Annotated in this window: 19 protein-coding genes and 1 rRNA gene; 19 read left to right on the top strand and 1 reads right to left on the bottom strand. The window is 29.4% G+C overall.

Annotated features, from left to right (window positions below):
- Positions 1 to 109 precede the first annotated feature (109 nt).
- The 12 genes from rrf to SALLE_RS02870 all read left to right on the top strand — a co-directional run bounded on the left by rrf (position 110) and on the right by SALLE_RS02870 (position 14,397).
- Positions 110 to 217 (top strand): 5S ribosomal RNA (gene rrf / locus SALLE_RS02930).
- A gap of 59 nt (positions 218 to 276) precedes the next feature.
- On the top strand, positions 277 to 999 hold the full coding sequence (locus SALLE_RS05950) for a hypothetical protein (protein ID WP_162807942.1): 723 nt from the start codon (positions 277 to 279) through the stop codon (positions 997 to 999).
- Between the two features lie 74 nt (positions 1,000 to 1,073).
- A complete protein-coding gene (locus tag SALLE_RS02920) occupies positions 1,074 to 2,900 on the top strand; it encodes an ABC transporter ATP-binding protein (protein ID WP_245886022.1) in 1,827 nt (608 codons plus the stop codon).
- A 196-nt stretch (positions 2,901 to 3,096) separates the two neighbouring features.
- Positions 3,097 to 3,783 carry a lipoprotein gene (locus tag SALLE_RS02915; RefSeq protein ID WP_115558143.1) on the top strand — a complete coding sequence of 229 codons (687 nt, stop codon included), beginning with the start codon at positions 3,097 to 3,099 and terminating at the stop codon, positions 3,781 to 3,783.
- Between the two features lie 189 nt (positions 3,784 to 3,972).
- Positions 3,973 to 4,317 carry a lipoprotein gene (locus SALLE_RS02910; RefSeq protein WP_115558142.1) on the top strand — a complete coding sequence of 115 codons (345 nt, stop codon included), beginning with the start codon at positions 3,973 to 3,975 and terminating at the stop codon, positions 4,315 to 4,317.
- A 336-nt stretch (positions 4,318 to 4,653) separates the two neighbouring features.
- On the top strand, positions 4,654 to 5,265 hold the full coding sequence (locus SALLE_RS02905; protein WP_115558141.1) for a lipoprotein: 612 nt from the start codon (positions 4,654 to 4,656) through the stop codon (positions 5,263 to 5,265).
- Positions 5,266 to 5,462: 197 nt separating this feature from the next.
- Positions 5,463 to 6,062, top strand: a complete 600-nt coding sequence (locus SALLE_RS02900; protein ID WP_115558140.1) for a lipoprotein — start codon at positions 5,463 to 5,465, stop codon at positions 6,060 to 6,062.
- A gap of 227 nt (positions 6,063 to 6,289) precedes the next feature.
- Positions 6,290 to 6,892, top strand: a complete 603-nt coding sequence (locus SALLE_RS02895; protein ID WP_115558139.1) for a lipoprotein — start codon at positions 6,290 to 6,292, stop codon at positions 6,890 to 6,892.
- A 381-nt stretch (positions 6,893 to 7,273) separates the two neighbouring features.
- Positions 7,274 to 9,142 (top strand): hypothetical protein, encoded by a 1,869-nt coding sequence (locus tag SALLE_RS02885; RefSeq protein ID WP_162807941.1) that lies wholly within the window; start codon positions 7,274 to 7,276, stop codon positions 9,140 to 9,142.
- A 142-nt stretch (positions 9,143 to 9,284) separates the two neighbouring features.
- Positions 9,285 to 9,896 (top strand): lipoprotein, encoded by a 612-nt coding sequence (locus SALLE_RS02880; protein ID WP_115558136.1) that lies wholly within the window; start codon positions 9,285 to 9,287, stop codon positions 9,894 to 9,896.
- 143 nt (positions 9,897 to 10,039) lie between these two features.
- On the top strand, positions 10,040 to 11,587 hold the full coding sequence (locus SALLE_RS02875; protein ID WP_115558135.1) for a lipoprotein: 1,548 nt from the start codon (positions 10,040 to 10,042) through the stop codon (positions 11,585 to 11,587).
- A gap of 143 nt (positions 11,588 to 11,730) precedes the next feature.
- The gene (locus SALLE_RS02870; protein WP_115558134.1) at positions 11,731 to 14,397 is read left to right on the top strand and encodes an HAD-IC family P-type ATPase; all 2,667 of its coding nucleotides are present in this window, start codon (positions 11,731 to 11,733) and stop codon (positions 14,395 to 14,397) included.
- A 54-nt stretch (positions 14,398 to 14,451) separates the two neighbouring features.
- Here SALLE_RS02870 and SALLE_RS02865 read toward each other — a convergent pair whose 3' ends face one another.
- Positions 14,452 to 15,459, bottom strand: a complete 1,008-nt coding sequence (locus SALLE_RS02865) for a hypothetical protein (RefSeq protein WP_115558133.1) — start codon at positions 15,457 to 15,459, stop codon at positions 14,452 to 14,454.
- 92 nt (positions 15,460 to 15,551) lie between these two features.
- Between SALLE_RS02865 and udk the strand changes: the two genes are divergently transcribed.
- From udk to recD2, 7 genes are all read left to right on the top strand, one after another.
- Complete coding sequence (gene udk / locus SALLE_RS02860; protein WP_115558132.1) at positions 15,552 to 16,190, top strand: uridine kinase; 639 nt, start codon at positions 15,552 to 15,554, stop codon at positions 16,188 to 16,190.
- A complete protein-coding gene (locus tag SALLE_RS02855) occupies positions 16,190 to 16,657 on the top strand; it encodes a hypothetical protein (protein WP_115558131.1) in 468 nt (155 codons plus the stop codon). The genes udk and SALLE_RS02855 overlap by 1 nt, the downstream gene beginning before the upstream one ends.
- 83 nt (positions 16,658 to 16,740) lie before the next feature.
- Positions 16,741 to 18,681, top strand: a complete 1,941-nt coding sequence (gene parE / locus SALLE_RS02850) for a DNA topoisomerase IV subunit B (protein ID WP_115558130.1) — start codon at positions 16,741 to 16,743, stop codon at positions 18,679 to 18,681.
- A 22-nt stretch (positions 18,682 to 18,703) separates the two neighbouring features.
- Positions 18,704 to 19,693: a hypothetical protein gene (locus tag SALLE_RS02845; protein ID WP_115558129.1), complete on the top strand. Its 990-nt coding sequence runs from the start codon at positions 18,704 to 18,706 to the stop codon at positions 19,691 to 19,693.
- A 14-nt stretch (positions 19,694 to 19,707) separates the two neighbouring features.
- A complete protein-coding gene (gene parC, locus SALLE_RS02840; RefSeq protein WP_162807940.1) occupies positions 19,708 to 22,200 on the top strand; it encodes a DNA topoisomerase IV subunit A in 2,493 nt (830 codons plus the stop codon).
- 44 nt (positions 22,201 to 22,244) lie between these two features.
- On the top strand, positions 22,245 to 22,457 hold the full coding sequence (locus SALLE_RS02835) for a hypothetical protein (RefSeq protein WP_115558127.1): 213 nt from the start codon (positions 22,245 to 22,247) through the stop codon (positions 22,455 to 22,457).
- A gap of 70 nt (positions 22,458 to 22,527) precedes the next feature.
- On the top strand, positions 22,528 to 24,735 hold the full coding sequence (recD2, locus tag SALLE_RS02830; RefSeq protein ID WP_162807939.1) for an SF1B family DNA helicase RecD2: 2,208 nt from the start codon (positions 22,528 to 22,530) through the stop codon (positions 24,733 to 24,735).
- The last annotated feature ends 9 nt before the right edge of the window (positions 24,736 to 24,744 follow it).

The following is a 24,744-nucleotide window of genomic DNA, read 5'->3' as shown; positions in this document are numbered from 1 at the left end:
CAAGAAAAATCTAAAAAGTTGCAAATTTATGTTAAATCTAATGTTCAGTTTTGAAAGAATAATCACCTTCAATTTCGATTAAAGGATATTATTGTTTCAAAAAAACCGATCTGGTGCCCATAGCGTAGAGGTCACACCTGTTCCCATGCCGAACACAGAAGTTAAGCTCTATTGCGGCGACGATAGTACGAAAGTGCAAAATAGCACGGTGCCAGTTCACAAACAGTCGAAAGACTGTTTTTTCCTATTTAAAACAGCTTTTTACTGGAGGTAACTATGGAATTTAAAAAAATTGAATTGCAAAAATTATGAATTAATTATGCGACAAAATTAGGACTTGCAGGTCCGATTTTTCCAATGCAACTAGATTGTCCTTGATGTAGTAAAACAATGAATTTTTATGAGGCATATGATTTAACCAATGACTTAAGTTGAGAAATTGGTTTCATTGTTTTACTAGAATTAGGTGGAGAATTTCACTATAAAAATTGACAGCCCATTCATATTACTTGTAACACACTTAAAACCAGTCAACAGTTATCAAGAAAAGTTGAGAAAATTGAAGACTTAACGATTTTAGAAACATTAATTGTGGATGAAGATTTTGACATTGAAGAACTAGATGACGTACCACCAACTCCAATTGATAATCTTGAATCAAAAGATGGTGAGCAAGGGGGAGAAAAAACTTTAGAAGAAAATCTTGTACCTGAATTTCAATTTGATCCAGCTTTAGGAATTGAAGTTGTTGATGAAATTAAAGTTGAAAAACCAGAAAAAGTTAAAAAGATTAAAGAAAAACCAGTTAAAGAGAAAAAAATTAAAGAAAAACCAATAAAGGAAATAAAAACTAAAAATAAAAACACAACAGCGCCAAATTCCTCAGAACAAACAGAGTCGATTTTTGCACATCGTGTTAATAGAAAGTTCGAAAGAGCTCATATCCACGAAAAAATGAATAAACGTATTGATAAAATTCTTAAAAAAAGAAAATTTTAATTTTTTATCAAGATGGTCATTTTTTAGGTATAATCTTTTTTAGAAACTTTCTTAGATAGAAAAGGTGAAGAAATTTGAAAAAAAATAAAAACCACCCAACTCAGCCAAAAAACGGTATGTTTTTTAAAATGATAGTTGGTTATTATGCAAGAGAATGAAAAATAACAATTCGTATGCTTCTATTAATGATTATCATTGTTAGTTGTCAAATTATGATTCCGCTTCTAACAAATCAAATGACAACTTCGATTTTGGTTGAAAAAGGAATTAGTGAAAAAACCTCGATGTATTGAGGAGTACCATGAGATAAATTAATTTATGTTGGAATTGGAGTTGTAATTACCAATTCAATTGCATCTTTTACTTTTAACTATCTTGGTTATTTGATGGGTAAAAAAATTGAAATTGATTTAAGAAATCGTTGTTTAGAACGTTTAGTTCGTCAAGACATTTCTTACTACTCAGATAAAAAAATTGGAGAAATCTTAACTAATGTTGTTTCTGACTCTCAACTATTTGGTGATTGAGCGGTTAACATTCCAATGCAAGTAGGAATTTCTTTCTTCCAAATTTTAGCGTCACTATCAATGATGTTTATTTTCCAATGACAGATTGCTTTAGTAGCTTTCACCACATTTATGATTATCTTAATTTCGATGGGACTTTGCTTTGTGATCACTACAAAAAGATATTACAAAGTTCGTCAAGTATTAACAGAGATTAACGGTAATGTTACTGATAGAATTGTGACTGTACGTTTGATTAAATCTTCGGGAACTGAAAACTACGAAACTGAACGATTCAAAAATGTTCATGAAGAATATTATAAAAGAAGTCGTCCTGTAGGGAAAATGCAAGCCTTAATGTTAACGATTTTATTTGGAGGAGTATCACTGTTGCAATTTGCAACAATTATTTCAGCGATGCTATTATTTGGGAATAACAATAATCCTGAGGTTGTTAAAACATTCTTTTCTCAAACTTTTGCTTCTTTCACATTAGCACAAGGAATGATTATTGGACCCTTATTTAATATTATGAACTGTGCCTTTGGATTAGCAATGGCAACAGTAGCGGCTCAAAGAATTGATAAAACTTTACAATCCCCATCAATAATGGAACCTCATTACTTTGATGGTCAAATTATTGAAAAAATAACTGGAGATATTAAATTTGAAGGAATCCGTTTTGCTTATCCAGAAAAACCAACAAAAACTGTATTACCAAAATTTGACTTTACTTTTAAAGAGGGAAAAAGTTATGCCTTTGTAGGGGCTACTGGAAGTGGTAAATCAACAATTTCAAGACTATTATTACGTTTCTATGATCCAACTGAGGGTAAAATTATTATTAACGAAAATGTTAATTTAAAAGACGTTAATCTTTCAAGTTATTTAAGTCATGTTGGTTATGTTGAACAAGAGCCTCAAATTTTATTTGGAGATGTCTATGAAAATATCAAGTATGGAGCTTTTGAAGCAACCAATGAACAAGTTATTGAGGCCTGTAAAAAAGCTGAATTACACGAACTAATCCAAACTTGACCAGATGGTTATAATACTATTTTGGGGGAACGTGGATTCTTATTATCTGGGGGACAAAAGCAACGTTTAGTTATCGCTAGAATGTTCTTAAAAGATCCTACAATTTTAATTCTTGATGAAGCTACAAGTGCTTTAGATAATATTGTTGAAAAAGAAATTCAAGAAAAATTAGAATCATTAATGAAAGGGCGCACCACAGTGTCAATCGCTCACCGTTTAAGTACAATTAAGAATGCTGACCAAATCGTTGTTTTAGGCCCTGATGGGGCAGGAATAGTCCAAACTGGTACTTTCAATCAACTAAAATCTCAAGCTGGTCATTTTAAAAATCTTTATGAAGCGGGATTAATGGAATAAATTAATAAATAAAATAGTCAACCTCAAAGAAACTCATTTTGTTTCTAAAAAGGTTGATTTTTTTCCTTTTTTTTGAATATTTTAATATTTATTGGAAATATTTTAAAAATAATTTATTTTTATTAAATATTAGTGTTATTATATTAAAGGTAGATTTACGAAAGTAAATGCTATTAAATAAATAAAGGAGAGACACATGAAAAAATTATTAGGATTGCTTGCAGCATTCAGTTTAACTGCATCTGCTGGATCAGCTGTTGTCGCTTGTGGTGGAGATACTGTAAAACAAGCGACTGCTGACGTTAGAGTAACTTATAAGCCAAAAAATGCTGAAGATAAAGACAAAATTGAAAAAATTATCAAAGAAACTAAAATGGAATTTGAAATTCCAAAATTAAAAGAAGACAAGCACAACCAAGTTGCTGTTGAAGGTTTTGTAGATGATAAATTAGAATCAAATAAAGAGCTTGATGCGCTATTAGAATATTTTGAAATTGAAGATACTGAATATAAATTAGAAGACGGTGAATTTGATGTAACTGTGACTGCTAAATACACAATCGGTAAATTTGATTTAAAAATGTTTACTGCTGATAATTTTGATTTAGGAGAATTAGCTGATGCTAAACCTGAAACTATTAAAGCTCAAATTGATAAATTATTTAAAGAAATTATTCCTTTTGCTTACTTCTCAGAAGATTACTTAAAAGAAATCGAAGTAACTGATGTTAAAGATGGTGTTGCAACTGTTAAAGCAACTAAAAATTCTAAATTAGTTCAAGGTGAAGGAAAAGTTTCATTCACTGTTAAAGAAAGTGGAACTGTAGATCCAGAACCTCAACCAGAACCTCAACCAGAACCAGAACCAGAAGGACAAGAATAATAATATTTTTGTATTATTAAAATATTTCAAAATCAAAACTTAATAGTTTTGATTTTTTATTTCCTATAATTTTTTAATAATTATTAAAAATATCTTATAAAATAGAATAAATTATTAAATATTAGTGTTATTATAATAAAGATAGATTTATTAAGATAAATGCTATTAAATATTTTAAAGGAGAAACATATGAAAAAATTATTAGGATTACTAGCAGCATTCGGTCTAACTGCATCTGCAGGATCAGCTGTTGTTGCTTGTGGAGACAAACCAGTTGATAAGAAAACTGATTTAGCATCCTTTACTGAAAAAAGTGATTTGGGAAGTATTAAAGATAATAAAGCCTTGACTATTTTAATGGCAGCAAAAACAGCTTTTGGACTCTCAGATGATGAAATAAAAGAAATTCTTGTAACAGATATTGAAGCTTCAACTGCAACTTTATCAGTTAAAAAGAATGCTAAACTAGTCGAAGGAAAAATCGAGGTTAAATTTTCAACTTGTCCAGTTGATCCACCAGTAATAGAAGAATAATTTAATTAGTAAACCTAAAATAACAGATGCTGTTATTTTAGGTTTTTTTATCAAATAATTTTAGATGAAATTTTCTAGTTAAGTTATTAAACTTCTGGCAAGTCAAGGAATCCTGGTTAAAGTTAATATTAAAATAAACGTTTTTAAAATAAGTTGAAAAGGGGTTAGGATAAATCCGAATGCTTGAATTTTATTGACAATGCAGTTAGAAATAATATATTTCTTGTATTTCTAAGTTATTTTGTATTATAATTACAAATGGTAATTAAAATTACCATTTGTAATTAAAATTACCTTTTAACAATAAATAGAAGAAAGAAATGGGAAATAATTAATATGAAAAAATTATTAGGATTATTAGCAGCATTCGGTCTAACTGCATCTGCTGGATCAGCTGTTGTTGCTTGTGGAGATAACTCAAAAGCAGAAAACGTAAAAGTTGAATTAACAATTACACCACTTGGTGAAGACAGCAAAGACGATATTGAAAAAGCAATCAATGGATTATCAATTACAGCTGAAGGACCAAAAGAAGTTAAAGATGAATTGTCATTAGCAGCAGCTATAATGGCTATTAATACTGACGAAACAATTAGCAAAATGGCTATGGCAGCTCCAAAAGTTGGAGAGTCAACAAGCAAAGAAAACACACCAGCATTTAACATGACAGTAACTGTTAAATTTACTGAAAAAGCTTTAGTTAAAGATTTATCAGTTTTAACAGTTGAAACTGCTCAATTAGGTGAATTAGCAGATAACGAAGAAGCTACAATTAAAGCTGCTTTAAAAGCTGCACAATTATTTACTGATGACGAATTGAAAGAAATTTCAGTTAGCGGAGCTACTGATACAGAAGCTACAGTAAAAGCTGTTGAAGGTGCAAAATTAGTTAAAGGTGAAGGAAAAGTTTCATTCACTCTTGAAGAAGACACTGAAGAAACAGTTTAGTTATTAAAAAATACTAAAATTAAATAAAAATCAAAAACCAAAACAGCAACTGTTTTGTTTTTTTTCTGTTTTTTTCAAAAACACATAAAAATATAAATTAAATGTGAATTTACAACTTTTTTGTAATATAATATCTAAAGGTAATTAAAAATTACCGCGTATCAATAAACAAAAGAAAGAAATAGGAAACAATAAATATGAAAAAATTATTAGGATTATTAGCAGCATTCGGTTTAACTGCATCTGCTGGATCAGCTGTTGTTGCTTGTGGTGACACATCAAAAGCAGAAGACGTAAAAGTAATGTTAACAATCTCACCAAAAGGTGAAGATAAAAAAGAAGATATTGAAAAAGCAATTAATGCATTATCATTTACTGCTGAAGGACCAAAAGAGGCTAAAGTAACTTTATCTCAACTTGCAGCAGCAGATAAAATTAATAATGATGCTTCAACTAAAGATTTAGCAGTAGCAGCTCCAAAAGTTGAATTACCAGCTTCAAGAGAAAATACTCCTGCATTTGACATGGAAGTAACAGTTAAATTTACTGAAAAAGCATTACCAGCTCAAAAAGTAGATATTAAAGATATCAAAATTGAAGATGTAAAAGTTGGAGATGAAGATATCGAAGCAAAAGTTCAAACTGAAATTGCTAAATTAGCAAAAGATGCTAAAAAAGACACTGATTACACAATTACAGGAAACACTGAAGCAGAAGGAACAATTAAAGTTGAAGCTACAAAAGATTCAAAATTAATCACTGGTTCATTTGAAATTACTGTTGCTGCAGCTGAATAAGTAAAACTATTTAGTTACTATTAATTTATTAAAAACATAAAAATCAAGTATTTACCAAAAACCGAAACTGTTGCTGTTTCGGTTTTTTTATTTTTTCTAAAAAACAACTTAAAAATGTTAAATTTAAAGTAATTTTGACTTTTTTTGTAATATAATATGTAAAGGTAATGAAAATTACCAACTAAAAAATAAGACAAAAAAAACAGAAAAAAGGAGAGACAAATAATATGAAAAAATTATTAGGATTATTAGCAGCATTCGGTTTAACTGCATCTGCTGGATCAGCTGTTGTTGCTTGTGGTGACCCAAAAACAGATGAAAATAAAGTTGATGCTGTTGAGGTAGTATTAACAGTTACTTTAAAAGCAGACGCTAAACAAGCTGATGTTGAAGCTGCAATTGCTAAATTAGATGTAAAAGCAGAAGGGCCAAAAGAAGAAAAACAAACTCTTTCAGAAAAAGCAGCTGTTGAAGCAGTAAAAGCTGTTGAAGGTGTTGAAGAAGCTGTGGTTAAAACAGCAAAAGATGGAGAAGCTACTACTTTTGAATCAAAAGTTAAAGTTTCATTTACTGAAAAAGCAGTTTTAGTTGACATTACTGGTATTGTAATTGACGGTGTAAAAGTTGGAGATGAAGGTATTGAAGAAAAAGTTCAAACTGAAATTGCTAAATTAGCAAAAGATGCTAAAAAAGACACTGATTACACAATTACAGGAGACACTAAAGCAGAAGGAAAAATTAAAGTTGAAGCTAAAAAAGACTCAAAATTAATCAAAGGTGAATTTGAAATCACTGTTGCTGCAGCTGATGTTGATGGTGGAGGAGAATAATTTAATTATTCTTACAAAAACATATTATTAACCAATATTAAAATTAAATATTAATCAAAACCAGAACTGTTGCTGTTCTGGTTTTTTATATTTTAAATAATTTCATGATCTTGGAAGATAAAGTCCATTTAAGTCATTAAAAAAGAAAATTGTCTAGTTTGTTATAATAGTTTAAAAATAAGCCCAGGCTTATTTTTTTGTTTTAATTTTAATAAATTATGAAATGATAATATGTTAGAATAATTTTAAGGAGGGCTTTTATTATGATTAATTTTCTTTTTAAAAGTCAATGCAACTTTTATTGGTGACTTTCATTTTAATATAATATGAAAGGAACTAATATAATGAATCAATCAAATATTAAGGATGGGTATTAAAAACATGAATAATCCACCAAAACGACTGGCAACAAGTTATTCCCTAGCACTAATCGGAATTTTACTAGCATTTACCATCACAATTGACATGCTAACCCAATTTTTATATGAACTAGAAATTGGTTTTTTCATGGTTATTTTAATAACAACATTTTTATCAACTTCACTATCAGCACTCTTTACAAATATTTTAGGATTACTAAAGGTAATTTCAACTTTTTCGGCAATCTTTTTTATTCCATATTGAATCAGTTTGAATATCATTTGGTTGGTTGTATTTTTAATGCGCAAACAAATTGTCAAACATTGATGAATAATTTTAATTATTGCCCCAATTTTATCGTGCCTATTAGAGGCTAGCAACATGCTTTTTGAGCTAGCAATTACTCAAAGCTGAGAAAAAGCAAAAGTATTATATTTAAGTCGAGTTATAAGAAATGATGTCTTATTTACAGCCTATCTAATTTTACCAATTCTAATAACTCCATTAATTTGAGAACTATTTGCTAATTTAAAAATTCGTATGCCGTTTGTCTTCAACAAGGATTTTTTAAATAGTAGTAAAGATAAAATAGCATTTAACAAATATAACAAAAATAATATTAAGGATTTATCACCAAATTCAGTTCGGACTTGAAAATTAACTTTTGGGATCGAAACCGGTCTGGTCGCAGTGGTCTTTAGTTTTTTACCATTCTTTATTTACCATTTAGTTGGGGTTAAGGGGTTAAGTTTAATCTTATTAATACCTTTGGGAATGTTTTTATTCACCCCAATGTGAAGAAAACTTAAAGCGGTTATTGGAAACCATAGTACAATCAAAATCACCAGTATTGGACTATTTTTGATGTTAACTTTATTAATTACTTGAGGGCTACAAAAAGGGGTTAACAACTTTGTTCCAACTTTGGCACTACTATTATTTTTTACGGGATCATTTGTGGCAGGGATTGTACCTTTTACAATGGAGATTTTAAGAAGTCATGGAAAAAACTTTAACAAAAAATATCGTTTTGAATTAATACAAATTATCTTTAGTTTAATAATGATACCGATACCTTATATTTTATTTTTATTTATTAAGGATGAAAAAATCATGTTCTATAGTTTAATTGGTTTATTTTCAACTATTGGATTGCTATTAACTTGTTTAATTAATTTTAACCGCAAAACCCAAATCGAAGAGGTGACATTCTACACTCAACCCGATGATATGGCTAATTTAAAAGCTCATAAAAAGTACTTCTTATTTATTTTCTCAAATAGTTTCTTTTACGCATTAGGGGAAGCTTTCACTTATACTGCCATTGCTTTTATTTATATTTTAGCTAAAAACATGCATTGACCATTGAGTGAATTAATTGTAGTTGGACTACTAGTTTGTGGATTTTTAATTCGCAAAGTTGGAGCTTTAATTGTGGTTAATTTAAAAATCAGTGAAAATAAAATATTAAAATGAAATATCATTTCCTATGCTTTAGTAGTTACAGGATTAGTGGTTTTAATAACCGGGGCCATGGTTATGCTATTTATCCCAGAGTATTGATATATTTACTTCACTGGCTTTTTAATTAACGAGATTCTTTTAGGTGTTGGATTGGCTATCATGTCAAAAACTAAGAAAAACACTTTAACATTAATTAATGGTCGTCACAATAATTTAGCAATGATTTTTGATCACGTTTTAGGTCGCGGACTTTATTCGTTGTTAATTGGATTTATCATTACCATGATTTTTGCCTTTGTTCTTATCACTAATTTAATGATTGTGATAGTAGTTGGAGTACTAATTATTTTAGCTATTTTAGCGTTAGTATTTAGTGTAATTGCTCAAAAACCATCGCGCTTGGAAAAAATCAAAACTTTTCACTAATTATTTTCAAAAAAATTAAACTTATCTGTGTTATTTTGTTATAATAATTTTGGTATATATTACCAATAATTATTATTGTATATTTTAAAAGATTTAAAGAAATTAAATATATACAAGAAAATATTTATAAGGAGAATAGAGAATGAAAAAATTATTAGGATTATTAGCAGCATTCGGTTTAACTGCATCTGCTGGATCAGCTGTTGTTGCTTGTGGTAACGTTGACAATGAAAAAAGTGAAATGGATACAGTTAAAGAAGCAATTAACGCTTTAACTGCATCTTCAAAAACTGAACCATTTGCAGATCAAGCTGCTGCTGAAGCTGCAGTAGTTGCATTAGCAACTGAAAAAGTAGCTGTTGAAATTAAAGCAGAAGCTGGAGAAGGAACTTTTGCAGTTGTTTTAACTATCGTTGATGGTGAAGCAACTAAAGAAATTACTTTAAATGTTTTATTAACAGAAATTAAAGAAGAAGTTACTGAAAAAACTGACATCGCAACTTTAATTACAACACTTGCTTTAGGAGAATTCGATGAAGAACCAACTAAAGATGTTTTATTAGCAAAAGTAACTGCATTAAACGCAGGCTTTACAGCTGACATGCATGCTTTAGTAGATGTTGTTATTACAGCAGGAGCATCAGCAACTATTACAGCTAAAGCTGATGATGAAACTATCGAAGGTAATGTTACTGTAACTTTCACAGTTAAAGCAACTGGTGGAGAAGACCAAGAAAGCGGACAAGAAGCTTAGTACTTACTTTTCTTAAAAATGAAGTTTAAAAACTTCATTTTTTTTTGAAATTTTTTGTTTTTCCCCACTTTTTAAAATTAAGGACTATAATCCTTTTAGGACTAGAAGATTTTAGAAACGACATCCTTGGAAAAGAGGGAAGTATGAAAAAATTACTTAGTATTTTAGCATCCTTGGGAGTAACAGCTTCAGTTGGTAGCGCTGTTGTTGCTTGCGAAGATACCACCAAGGGAATAATAAAACTTGATAAATTAAAATCAGCAGAATTTGAAGCAAAAGACAGTAAAACTCTAACAATTGAAAGCGTGAATGCAAATATCAACTCAATAAGTGGTTTGGAAGGAATTAATCCTAATGAAGTTACTTTAAGTAACTTTAAGACCAATAATGCAGATAAAAAATTTACAGTTGACATAGCTGCAAAGGCGGCTTCAAAAACCGTTAGCGGAAAAGTTGCTGCTTTAAATATTAGTGTCGTAGAATATAAAAAGAAAAGCCTTATCGATTTGGTTAAAACTCTTGATTTAGGAGAAATATCAATAAAAGATAAACTTCCAACAAGTGAAGAATTAGTTGGTGCTATAAAGGCTAAAAACTATAGCTCTGTATTAAACAATGGTTTAGACGTAAAAGAAGACTATGCCTTTGATAAAATTACTGAAAATGGAGCCATTCTTAAAGCAACTCAAAAATCAGGTTACTTTATCGTTGATAGCCAAGTTTCATTAACCTATAAAGTTAGAGTCGAAGCAGATGTTCAAAAAAATCTTAGTGATTTAATTAAAGTAGCTGCAATCGGAGAAGTTCAAATAGCTGGTGATAAACCAACTATAGAAGAAATTTCTACAGCACTACTAGCAAAAAATCCTGATTTAGTAAAATATAAAGATCAAGTTGAATTTAAATTTAAAGGCGATGAAAACAAATTGATTGTGTCGGTAAAAAAAGATGCAAAAAATTTAGTAGCTAATGGGGTGGTTGAAGTTTCATTCACAACTAAAAAGGCGCCTAAAAAACTTGATGAAATTATCATTGTGAAAAATTTAGAAACAATAGAAGTTGAAAAATCTATTCCAACTGAACAACAAATTCTAGATAGTTTAGTTGCATTAAACAAAGGTTTAGAAGTATTCAAAAACGAAATTGTAGTTCAAAAAGGTATTACAACAAAAAGTGCTATTGTAGCAGCCAAAGATGATGCAACTTTACTGGTTCCTAAAACAAGTGTTAAATTAGAATTTAGCGTTAACTCAAAATTGCCTAAATTATCAAGCTTAATCAAACAAACCGATCTAGGTAAAATTGAAGAAATCGAAGGTGACAATAATGGAGAAACCGTTAAAGTGCCTTTAGCAAAATTAAACCCTGAAATCGCAAATTATATCAACGAGTTAGTAATTTCACCTGATTATAGTGAAGGAAAGTCGATAATTAAGGTTAAAGATAGTTCTGAAAAATTATTTATTGATGACCAAATTGAGGTAACCTACCAAATAATAGAAAATAATGTTGAACCAGAAGCACCTGTTGAACCAGAAACACCTGTAAATATTGCAAAACCAGCAGATTCTGCTAAACCAGTAGCTCCTGTAAATGTTTCAAAACCCGCAGATTCTGCTAAACCAGTAGCTCCTGTAAATGTTTCAAAACCCGCAGATTCTGCTAAACCAGTAGTTTCTTCTAATTCTTAATTAGTTATTAAAAACTAAAAAAATAGTCTAAAAAATTACTTTAAAATTTGCTCCTACCTGAAATTATTTTTAGGTAGGAGTTTTTAAATTAAAATACATATTGTTATTTTTACGATAAAATTATAATTAATTAGGAGTTCAAAATGAAGAAAAATAAGATGGGTGCTTTTCCAAGTTTAGATAAAAAAAGTGAGTTTTTTAATATTTACAATTTAGACAACGATGCTTTTAAAGATAAATTTGGCTTAAAAGAATGGGGCTTAAAAGAGGAAGAAATTATATCTAGAAAAAATGATTTTGGTTCAAATAAAATTTACAATAATAGTTTTAATCACTGAAGAAAAATATTTTTTTCATTGTTCGCACCATTCAACTTATTACTTTGAATTATCGCAATCATTCAATTAGTAATTTACTTAACACAAGGTTATGAACCAATTGATATGATTTCTTTTGCTATAATTATTTTTATGATTTTTTTATCAACATCAGTTGATTATTTCCAAGACTACAAAGCCTATAAGATGAATAAAAAGTTGACTCAATTAATTGAAAACCATATCTTAGTATTAAGAAGTAAGGTTGATGTTTTTGAAGACGATAGCATTAAAAATTTAAATAGTAAACTAGTTTTAGTTGAAGAAGGGGAGCTAACAATTGGTGAAGTTATTTATTTATCTTCAGGTGATAAAGTTCCAGCTGATGCTAGAATAGTTTGAAGTAAAAATTTGACAGTTGATCAATCAGATTTCACCGGAGAGAGTGAATGAATTAAAAAATCAATTTCTAATAAAGGCAATTTAAATGATAACATATTTGATTTGGAAAATATTATTTATCAAAATTCAAAAGTTACTTCAGGAAATTGTTTTGCAGTAGTTTTCGGTGTTGGTCCGAAAACTTATTCAAATTCTATGAATGAAAATGATGAAAAAAATAATGTAACAGAGTATGAATTAGGGTTGAAAAAGGTAACAAAAGTTCTTTTATTAACATTGGTGGTTATTTTTCCATTAGTTTTATTAATAATGTTTTTAAAAAATGGATTAATTGTCAGTTCTTTAGTTTTTGCCATTAGTTTAATTGTATCAATAACTCCTGAATCACTTCCAGCAATCATGACCTTGAATTTATATGAGGGATCAAAAAGATTAAAAAATACAAAAATTGTTGTTAAGAATAATTCTACAACCCAAACTCTAGGAGCCATTGACATTCTTTGTACTGATAAAACTGGTACATTAACAAATTCTCAAATTTATTTAGAAAATTATCTTAATTTTGATTTACAAGAGGATGGTGATTTACTAAATTTAGCATTTCTTAATGCAAATTTTCAATCGATTATTTCCAACGAAATAGATAAAACCATTTTACGAAAAAATATTTATACTCCTGATGATTTAAAAGAAATGAAACTTATTGATGAAATTCCCTTTACCCACGAAAGAAGATTGGTATCAACACAAATATTTCAAGATAAATTTTATTGTCAAATTACCAAAGGTGGAATTGAGGAAATATTAGAAACTATCAGTCACGTTAAAACTAACGGTGAAATTAAGAAAATAAATATTGATGATTTTGAATCAATTAAAACAAAAGCAAATTTTTATTCAAATCAAGGTTATCGCTTAGTAGGGCTGGGATATAAAAAATCTCAAAGCATTTTTAAGATAGAAGAAAAAAATTTAATTTTTTTGGGATTTTTAATATTTACTGATACTATCAAAGATGGCGTTGGAGAAGTGGTTGAACTGATTTACAAAAATAATGTTGACTTGAAAATTTTGACAGGTGATTCAGTTTCAAATTCGCTAAGGGTTGCTCAAACAGTTGGATTAAGGGAATCAAAAGCGATATCAGGTAAAGAACTTGAAAAACTAAATAATGAAGAACTTCAGGCTATAGCTTCAAATTACAATGTCTTTTGTAAATTAACTCCATTTCAAAAAGCAGAAATTATTAAAACTTTGCAAGACAAAAATCATTGTGTTGGTTTTTTAGGTGATGGGGTTAATGATTCAATTGCCTTAAAACAAAGTGATGTAGGAATTAGTGTTAATACAGCTTCTTCAATCGCTAAGGCGAGTGCTGATGCAATTATGTTAGAAAAAGATTTATTAGTTTTAGAAAAAGCTTTCTTACAAGGTCGCCACATTTTTACCAATGCAATTAAATACATCAAGATTTCCGTAACAAATAATTTTTCATTTATGCTAACTTTGATTATCGCGCTTTTGTGATTTGACTTCCAACCAATGTTGCCGCTACACTTATTGATGCAAAATCTTTTATACGATTTTACTAATTTAATTTTTGTCTGGGATAATGTTGATAAGCAAGCGATAATCAAACCTAAGCAATGATCAACTAAATCAATTTTGCCTTTTGCTGCTTTTAATGCGATTGCTGCTACAATAATTTCGGTAATTAATTTTGCAATTATCGGTTATGGTTTTGGCTTGGTTGCTAGAATTCAAGGCGGAGATACTAATGCTTTACAAATGTTTCAAGCAGCATTTTTTTTGGAAAGTTTTTTAACACATATGATGATATCGATAATTTATCGAACTGATAGAATTTCAATTTTCCAAAGTAATGTTAATTGAATAATATTAGTTATAATTTCAAGTTTTGCAGTAATTGTTTTTGGAATGGTCTTTATTCCTAATTTGAATAATAGATTAGGATTTCAATCGCCACCAATAATTTGAATTAGTGTATTACCCGCCTTAATAATAACAACATGATTTTTGGGTGAGGGAAATAAACTGTTTTATCAAAAAATATTTAAGAGTTGAATTTAAGCTAAAAAAATTTACAAATAAAAAATACTAGTTTCTAAAAAAGAAACTAGTATTTTAGTTTTTTATTGGTCAAATATCTAAACGGAAAATATCATAGATTTTTTCTGTCTTAATTATGCCTTGATGTTCATATACACTCAGGTGAATTAAGTAAAGAAAATAAAATTTTATGATTCAATTCTCAAGTGACTTTAATAAAATTTGATAATTATAACGAATTAAATTTTTAGACATTTTATCTTTAAATTGGCTGATCAACTCCATTGTCTTTAGCAAATTTTTTGTAGAATTTTTTGTCTTCAAGTATTCATCTTTAATTATTTTTTTGATTTCCAAAAATTCTAAATAGAAACCAATGAAATACTTATCAGTTTTATCAAAAATAAATTCACCATTTTTATTAACAAAATTTTGTATTCAAAAGTTATCTAGTATTTGCGCACTGAATTTATAAAGAGTGAAAAATGAATAATTATTATATAAAACTAAATCTTTAAATCCTTGCTTAATAAAATAAGTTTTCATTTCTTTTAGTAATTCATCAAAATTGTAATACAATAATTCAAATTGTTCTAATAATAGCAGTGCTTTTTTATTATTAATTTTCTTGAGTTGTTTTTTAAAGTTCTTTAAATAGTTTTCAAATTCTTTTTTAAAGTCTAAAATAGCTTGAAAATCAAAATCATAATCAAATAAGTTTTCAAATTCCATTGATAGTCTATTCAATTTTTGCAAAAATTCAAAGACAATAAAACTCATCTTTTTGTAAATAACCTCAAAAAATGGAACTTCATTTTTAATTGGTTCTTCTAAAACTTCCCTGATATAGTTTTGCTTGATTTTTTCAAAATATTTATCTCTTTCAGTTTTTGTTAATTTAAGGATTTCAGAATTGCTCAAAAGTTCAGAATTATTCTCATCTTTGATTAAATCATTATTAATTTCCAACGGTCTATAAAGGTCTTGATTTCCTTGAAATTCAGAAACCAGCCCATAAAAATTGTGAACTGTAAAAAATTCCTTAAGTTCTTTGATTATTTTAGCATTTTCATTTTTCTTCATAAGTACCAACTTATTAATATTTTATCAAAATTTATAAAAATTTTTTATTTTTAAAATTAATGTTAAAATGAATAATAGTTTAAAGGAGTCAAATGGAAAATAAAAAGACAAACATTATTATTATTTCTGGGGGAAGTGCTAGTGGAAAAACAACAGTTGCCAAGAGAATTGCCAACGACATCCTTAAGGGCAAATCAGTAATAAATTTATCTATGGATAGTTATTATCGTGATTTTAAAGAAGTTGGTAAAGATAAAACTAAGGACATCAACTTTGATCATCCTGACTCAATTGACGTTGAATTATTGGTATCAGATTTAAAAAAGCTTCAGAATGGACAAGCGATAGATTCACCAGTTTATGATTTCACAACAAGCTCAAGATTAAGTGAAACTAAGCATATTGAACCAGCTGACGTTATAATTCTTGACGGTATTTTAGCACTTCATGTTGAACAAATTCGCGAACTAGGAGATATAAAGATTTTCATCAGAACTCATGATGATATTCGCTTAATCAGAAGAATTACTCGTGACATGAAAGATTATGGTCGTAAATTTGATGACATTGTTAATAAGTACTTGCAAACAGTTAGACCAATGCATGAGTATTTTGTGGAACCAAGCATTAAATATGCTGATATTATAATTCCATATTATGAAGGAAATGAAGTTGCAGTTGATATGATTGCAACTAAAATTGAAAGTTTGCTAAAAAGTAGGGATAAATAATGTATTTAAATGAGATTAATTTATTGGTTGAAGAAAAATATTTAATTGGCGCAACTTTGCTTGCAGCAGATGATCATAATTACTATTTATTAAATTTGAGAAAAATTTTAAAAGAAGAACCAGATTATTTGAATTATTTTAAGGAAAATATTTTTGATTTGCAAAATGAAAATCAGAGCTGATATTGAGATAAAATGATTTCTAATGCACTTTATAATCTCAATGAGCAAAAATCAGTTATAGTAGTAAATGAGAAACAATTATTAGAACATCGCTGAGAAGCTGGTGCGATAGTTAAAATTTCTCGAAAATCAGTAAAAAACTTCAAGTTAGCAAGATACATAACTAACTATCAGCTCAGTGATTTACTTGAAATAGTTGTTAGAAAAATTGATAAAAATGAAGATTTTTATCATATTTTGAAGGATAATAGTGTAGTTTTAAGGGATTTAATCCTTGATAACTAATTAATAGCGACAAAATTGCAAAAAAATTTGCTATTTTGTCAAAATCTATTTATACTAAAAAAAGTTTAAGAGGTGGATTATAAATGTCAGAAAAAAAGGACTTATCATATAACGAAGATAGTATTCAAGTCTTAGAGGGACTTGATGCTGTTAGAAAAAGACCTGGGATGTACATCGGTTCAACAGATGTAAGAGGTTTGCATCATTTAGTGTGAGAAATTGTTGATAACTCAATCGACGAGGCGCTAGCGGGTTATGCGACCGAAATTCAAGTTGTTTTAGAAAAAAATGGTTCAGTTACTGTTGTTGATAATGGTCGTGGAGTTCCTACGGGAAAATACCGTGATACAAATCAATCAACACCAGAAATCATTTTCTCAGTTTTGCATGCTGGGGGTAAATTTGGTGGTAGTGGTTATAAAACTTCTGGTGGTTTACACGGAGTTGGATCATCAGTTGTTAATGCTTTGAGTAAAAAATTCAAAGTTCAAATTAATCGCGATGGACAAATTTATTCAATTAAATTTGAAAAAGGTGGTAAGTTAGCTGAACCACTAACAGTTATTGGTCAAACAAAAACTACTGGAACAAAAGTTAACTTTTTACCAGATGAAGAAATCTTTTCAACAACAAAGTTTAGTTTTTCAACAATTTCAGAAAGACTTAAAGAATCAGCATTACTTAATTCAGGATTAAAAATTAAATTGCGTGATGAACGAAGCGACAAGCAAGTTGAATATTTTTTCGAAGATGGTTTGGTCGAGTTTGTAAAAGAATTAACTACAAATCAAAAACCAATTACTAGTCCAATTTTAATCAAAGGGGCTGCTGAAGAAATTGAAGTAGAAATTTGTTTAAGATATACTGAAGACTATAATGAAACAGTATTGGGTTTTGCAAATAACGTTAAAACTGCTGATGGGGGTACTCATGTTTCTGGATTTAGAACAGGGTTAATCAAGGCTTTAAATGAATACGGAAAATCAGCAAATCTTATTAAGGAAAAAGACCGAAAATTAGATTCAACTGATATCAAAGAGGGATTAAGCGCAGTTGTTACTGTTAAAATTCCAGAAAATCTAATTCAGTATGAGGGTCAAACCAAAGGTAAACTTGGAACAAGTGAAGCAAAAACAGCTACTGAAGCAATTACTAATCAACACTTTAGTTTTTGATTGCAAGAGAATAAAACCGTTGCTGTTATAATTATTGAAAAAGCACTTCTTGCTCGTAAAGCTCGCGACGAAGCTCGTAAAGCTCGTCAAGCAATTCGAGATTCAAAAAATAAATCTAAAACTCGCGGAATGTTGGGAAAACTGACTCCTGCACAAGGTAAAAATAAAGATCGTAATGAATTATTTTTAGTCGAAGGGGATTCAGCTGGAGGAAGTGCAAAATCTGGAAGAGATCGTACTTTCCAAGCAATTCTTCCATTAAGAGGTAAGGTAATTAATGCTGAAAAAACAAAATTAATTGATTTACTAAAAAATGAGGAAATCAATACTATAATTACAGCTATTGGAGCTGGAATCGGTTCAGACTTTGATATTGATGATGTAAACTATGGAAAAGTTGTTATCATGACGGATGCTGATACTGATGGAGCTCATATTCAAGTATTGTTACTAACTTTCTTCTTCAGATATATGAAAGAGCTAATTCAAAATCATAAAGTTTATTTAGCATTACCACCACTTTATAAATTAACTTCAACAAGCAAGAAAAGTGATTTCTATTATGTTTGAGATGAAGAAGAATTAGCAGGGATTTTAAAATCTTCAAAGACTAAGTATGAAATTCAAAGATACAAAGGGCTTGGAGAAATGAATGCCGAACAACTTTGAGAAACAACAATGGATCCAGCTAAAAGAAAATTAATTTTATTAACAATCGAAGATGCACTAGTGGCAGAAAAAGCATTTAGAACTTTAATGGGTGATGATGCTGAAATTCGTAAAGAATGAATTGAAGAAAACGTTAAGTTTACTTTAGAAGATGATCAAACAGAACTAATTAGCAACTAACTTTAAAAGGGAGTGTGAAATTATGGAGTCAAATTTAGATAGCTTAGATAAGAAATATAACTTATTGATAAAGCGTTTTAAGGAATATGATGAAGTTAATTTAAAATTATCGCGTTATCCAATTTTTAACTACTATTACCACACCAACTTTCGTGATAAAAATTTAGTTTACATTGAAATTTGTGAAGGTGAAGTTGGCCAAGATAAAAAAGTCTTGAACGAAACCAATAACGATGATGCCTTGATAATTGATTTAAATAAAAATGATGAAGTTATTTGAGGTATTTACACTAGCAAATGCTTAATTAAAAGAAGTGAAAGTAACTTAAAAAAAGCGAAGGAATTTTCTAAACCAGATGCAGGATTGATGACATATAATCCCATCTTGGATGCTTATGTACCCAATGCAAAAATTGAATCAATTTTACAACTAAACAAAGATTTTCAAAATGAAATCTATTTAACAAAAGTTGATATCTTAGCGATAATATATTTCTTAAAAAACTTTGTCAGGTCAAAAACCTTTGATGAAGAAGTTCAAGAAATATCAAACGCTGAGATAATTAAATTAGCGAAAATAATTACAAATCGATTTGAAAAAAACTTTGAGTTATTATATCGAGTTGAAGGAGTGCCTCGATGAGATGTTAATCTAACTGAAAAAGAAAAAGATTTATTTGTTTTAAATTGTAACGAGAAAATGATTACAGCCTCAAACAATAATGGCGATCAAGTACAAATGAGCAACGTCATTGAAGCCCACTTAGAACATCGTGAAGAGGTTTTAAATCTTTATAATCACCTCAGAAATTATGAAGAATGTAACATTGTAATTTTAGAATTTACTAAGAAACTGATTGTAAGAAATGAGTTCCCGTTTTATTATCAAAATGAAAAAACCAAAGAATGATGATTAACAAAATTGGGAGAAAAGATTTTAGAAGACTTCAACTTGTTAGACTTCTTGAATTTTGAAACCGTAAATGATTTATTATCAATGGATATTAATTAAAAGGAGATATGAAAATGTCAAAAGAAGAACAGAATTTATTAAACGAACAGGGAATCATTGATTATCCGTTGGAGACAATTATTGGTGAGCGTTTTGGACGTTATGCTAAATACATTATTCAAGAACGTGCTTTACCTGATGTTCGAGATGGTTTAAAACCGGTTCAAAGAAGAATTCTTTATGCAATGAATGAATTGGGAATTACCAATGATAAACAACATAAAAAATCAGCCAGAATTGTTGGGGAAGTTATTGGTAAGTATCACCCCCATGGTGATGGATCAGTTTATGATGCGCTAGTTCGTATGAGTCAAAGTTGAAAATTAGGAAGTCCATTGATTGATATGCAAGGGAACAACGGTTCGATTGATGGAGATTCTGCTGCAGCGATGCGTTATACTGAAACACGTCTAGCAAAACTTTCAGGTTTACTATTAAAAGATTTAGAAAAAAATACAGTTTTATTTGCACCAAACTTTGATGATTCTGAAAAAGAACCAACAGTTCTGCCAGCTTATTTTCCAAACATTTTAGCCAACGGAGCAAGCGGAATTGCTGCTGGATATGCAACAAATATGCCTCCACATAACTTAGGTGAAATCATTGACGCAACAATTGCCTTGATTGATAAACCAAACTTAAGTTTAAATGATATTTTCAAAATTGTTAAAGGTCCTGATTTTCCAACTGGGGGAATTGCTCGTGGATTTGATGGTATTCAAAATGCTTTTGAAACTGGAAAAGGAAGAGTATTTATTCAATCAAAATTCCATGAGGAAAATGGACATTTAGTAATTACAGAAATTCCTTATGAAGTTGTAAAACAAGATTTAGTAAGAAAAATTGGAGAAGTGGTTGATGCTAATCCGGGAATCGGAGTTAAAGAAGTTCGTGATGAAACTGACCGTACTGGATTAAGAATTGTGATCGAACTTGGAACAGATACTGATTTTGAAGTTACTCGCAAGTTCTTGTTTAAAAACACTCCACTACAAGTTTCATATAACTACAACAATGTTGTTATTGTTAATAAACAACCAATGCAAATGGGGATTATCCTGATTCTGAAAGCTTACATTGAGCACCACCGAATCACTTATACAAAAAGAACAGAATTTGAACTTGCAAAAGCTCTAAAACGTTTAGAAATAATTGAAGGTTTAATTAAAGCGATTTCAGTTTTAGATGAAGTTATTGCAATTATTAGAGGATCGAGTAACCGTGGTGAAGCCATCACCAACTTAATTGCTCGATTCCAATTTAGCGATGTGCAAGCTGGAGCAATTGTTGATTTACGCTTGTACCGTTTAACTTCGACTGACATTGTTAAGTTACAAGAAGAACAAGCTAACTTGAATGCTCAAATTTCTCACTTTAACTTAATCTTAAAAGATGAAAAAGCGATGAATCAAGAAATAATTAAAAACTTAAAAGAAATTAAAGATGAATTTGGCGTGCCTCGCCGTACTGAAATTATTAATGAAATCGAAGCTTTAGATGTTGAAATTAAACAAACAATTGTTTCAAAAGAATTTACAATTTGAATTTCTCGAGATGGTTATGTAAAAGCTTTAGAAGCTAGCCAAATTGGTAAGTTTAGTTTTGACGAATTTAAAAGACGTCCAAATGACTTATGAATTTCTTGTGTACCAGCAACAACTTTAGATCACTTGATTTTAGTTTCATCAGCAGGGGTTTACTATTCAATCCCAGTATTTAAAATTAATCCAAGTAAATGAAAAGAAACCGGAATGCACTTAAACCAGATTGCTACAATGAACGGTAATGATAAAATTGTTGCTGCATTTGTAGTTAATGATTTCCAAGATGCAAAACAAGAAATTTTAGTTGCTTCAAGAAATGCTTTAATTAAAAGAACTCCAATTGAGGGTATGCAGACAAAAATGTCATCAAAAGCTTTCAAACTAATGAAACTAGGAGATGGTGATGAATTAGTTTCAGCTTCTCTGGTAACTTCAAAAACCAAGTTTGTTACAATGGTTAGTGAAAACGGATTCTCAGTTAGATATGACATTGAAGAAATTCCATCAGCTAGTGTAACTGCAAAAGGGGTAAAATCTTTCTCGGCTAAAGATGAAAAAATTGTGGCGGGAAAAGCGTTTGATAATGAAGATATTGTTATTATTACTAATAAAGGAAATATTAAAAAAATTAAAGCTGACTTAGTTCCAATGATGAATCGTCCTAAAAAAGGAGTGCGATTATATCCTTGAAACAAAAAACGCGATGAGTTTGTTAAGGATTTGTTTCCAGCTAATGCCAATGAAGTAATTAATTTATTGGATGAAAATGATAGTGTAATTCAGTTAAATATTAATTCAATCAAATATTCGGATTTAGAAGAAATCAATAACGATCTTGACATGGGTGATATTGATACTGCAATTATTGAGAAAAACTATATCATTCAAACAAATGATATTCCTAAAATGCCGCGCACTTCAGAAAACGAATCTGAAAATGAGGTTGAAACTGAAAAAAAGTAACAATTAAAAAATTAGATACCAAATCAGTCGTCGAGTCTGAGAAATTGAAGATTAATTCCTTAGACAAGCAAAAACAAGTTTTTAGCGATAAAATGGTTCAAGAGGATAAAAAAGTTCGATTTGAGCCTAAAAACGATATTAAAACTCCTGTTTTTGGTATAAACGATTTAAATAAAATGAATTTAGATCAATTCAAAGAAAAACCACTTAATAAAGATGAGGACTCAGACTTTGATGATTGATTTGAAGAAGACTAATTTAACTTATAAACCGCATTTATTTAACTAAATGCGGTTTATTTTATTTATAATAATCAAGGAGGCTATCATGAATACAAAGGTTTTTAGGGGATTATTAATTAAGTTTTTATTCATAAACGAAATGGGTTGGGGAATCGGTTTGTTTTTAGATGAAAATAACAAGAATCAACAAATGCGAATTAAGGGCCCAATTGGACAAATGCGCTTGAAAGTGGTATATGAAATTCAAGGATTTCTTGATGAGCATCCAAAATATGGACAATCATTTGAAGTTCAAAGTTTTAAAGTGGCTGATAGCACCACAATTAAACAGGCAATCGCTTTTTGAACTTCAGGATTATTTCCAACTGTGGGGGCTAAAACCGCTCAAATAATTGTTGAAAATCTTGGAATTGACGCTGCTAAAAAAATTCGTCAAGATCCCGATTTGATAAAAACTGTTCCAGGGGTATCTGAAAAAGTTGCTCAAATAATCATTAGTGTTGTTAGCAAAGTTGATGCTGAACAAGAACTTCTTGAAATTTTTACTATGAATGGATTAAAGGTAAGTTTTTTACAATCAATGTTGAAATGACACGAAGATAAAAATGAAATTAGCGCAATTCTAGAATCAAATTTTTATGATTATGCAAGAAAAAATAATTTTCAACCATTTTTGGAAGTAGACAAAGTTGCGTTATATTTTGGAGCCGAGCAATATGGTCCTCAAAGAGTGGGGGCCTGAGTTTATGAGACAATTAATAATATTCTATTTACTACCGGCGACACTCATACTAAAAAAAATATTTTAATCGAAGAAGTTCAAAAGCGATTGGCAATTTCATATGATACCATTATGGCGGCTTTGGTTTATTGTAAAGAAGAAAAATCTTTAATTTTTAATGATCACAAAATTTACTCTTTTGAAAGTTGAAATGATGAGGAATTAATTAATAATAACTTAGCTAAAATCAAAAAGCGCGAACCCTTGTTAAATAATAATCAAATTGATTTTGAAGATTTACTTTCTCAAGTAGAAAAAGAAATTGGTAATAATTTTAAAATTGATAATTTTCATTATGATGAAATTCAAATCTCAGCTTTAAAAGCTTTTATCCATAACAATATTATTATTTTAACCGGAGGGCCAGGAACAGGTAAAACCATGGTTATTAATGGAATGGTTAGAATTTTTGAAAAAATATATGGCTCACAAAATTTTGCTTTAGCCGCTCCAACCGGAAGAGCTGCGAGTCGGATTCAAGAAACAACCGGTTATAAAGCTACAACAATTCATAAACTTTTAAAAGCAAGTGGTGACGATAGTTTTGAAGTTAACGAAACAAATCCAATATTTTTGGATTTAATCATCCTAGACGAATCAAGCATGTTATCTAATCACTTGTTTTCTGATTTCCTTAGAGGAACAGGGCAAGCGAAGAAATTAGTTTTAGTTGGTGATGTGGATCAACTACCAAGTGTTGGTTATGGGAATTTATTTGAAGACTTAATTATTTCAAAAAACTTTCCAACTATTACGCTAAACAAAATTTTTCGACAATCTGAGCAAAACGATATTATTGAGTTGGCAGCAGGAATTAGTCGTGGGGATACTGAAGAATTCAAGACTAAAAAGCTAAATAATATAGATTTTCTTTTTAGTGATAATAACCAAGAAAACATTGAAAATATGATAAAAATTTATCAAAATAAAATCGCGACACAAGATGTAAATAATATTAATCATGTCCAGATTTTAGCACCTTTCTATAAAGGAGATTTAGGGATTAATATAATAAATAATATAATTCAAGAAAATTTTAATAAAAATTCGAAAATTAGTGGTAAAATTTTTAAAAAGGGAGAGACGAAAATAACTACAAACGATAAGGTGATGTACTTAAAAAATGATTCTGTTTTAGAAATTTCTAATGGTGATATTGGAATAATTGGTTTAATGAAGTTTGAAAATGCCAGATTTGTTGAAGCTATTTGTGAATTCAACGGTCGAGATGTTAATTTAAAAAATGCCAATTTTGCTGAATTGACTTTAGGTTATGGAATTAGTGTCCATAAAAGTCAGGGAAGCGAATACAATAATGTCATCCTGGTTCTAGATCCAAGTGCCAATAACCATTTTTTAAGTAAGAAAATTATCTACACTGCTATAACCAGAGCTAAGGAACATTTATATGTAATTGGTGGATCGCAAGCATTTTGAAATGGTTTAGCCAAAACTACCAAGCCAAGGAATACTACATTAGTAGAGAAAATATTAAAAATTAATCAAGGATAAAAAGGAGAA

The organism is Spiroplasma alleghenense, from assembly GCF_003363775.1.
In the GTDB taxonomy this organism is placed as follows: domain Bacteria; phylum Bacillota_I; class Bacilli_A; order Mycoplasmatales; family Mycoplasmataceae; genus Spiroplasma_B; species Spiroplasma_B alleghenense.
The sequence above is the reverse complement of the archived record's forward strand: the minus strand, read 5'-3'. Positions and strand labels throughout refer to the sequence as shown.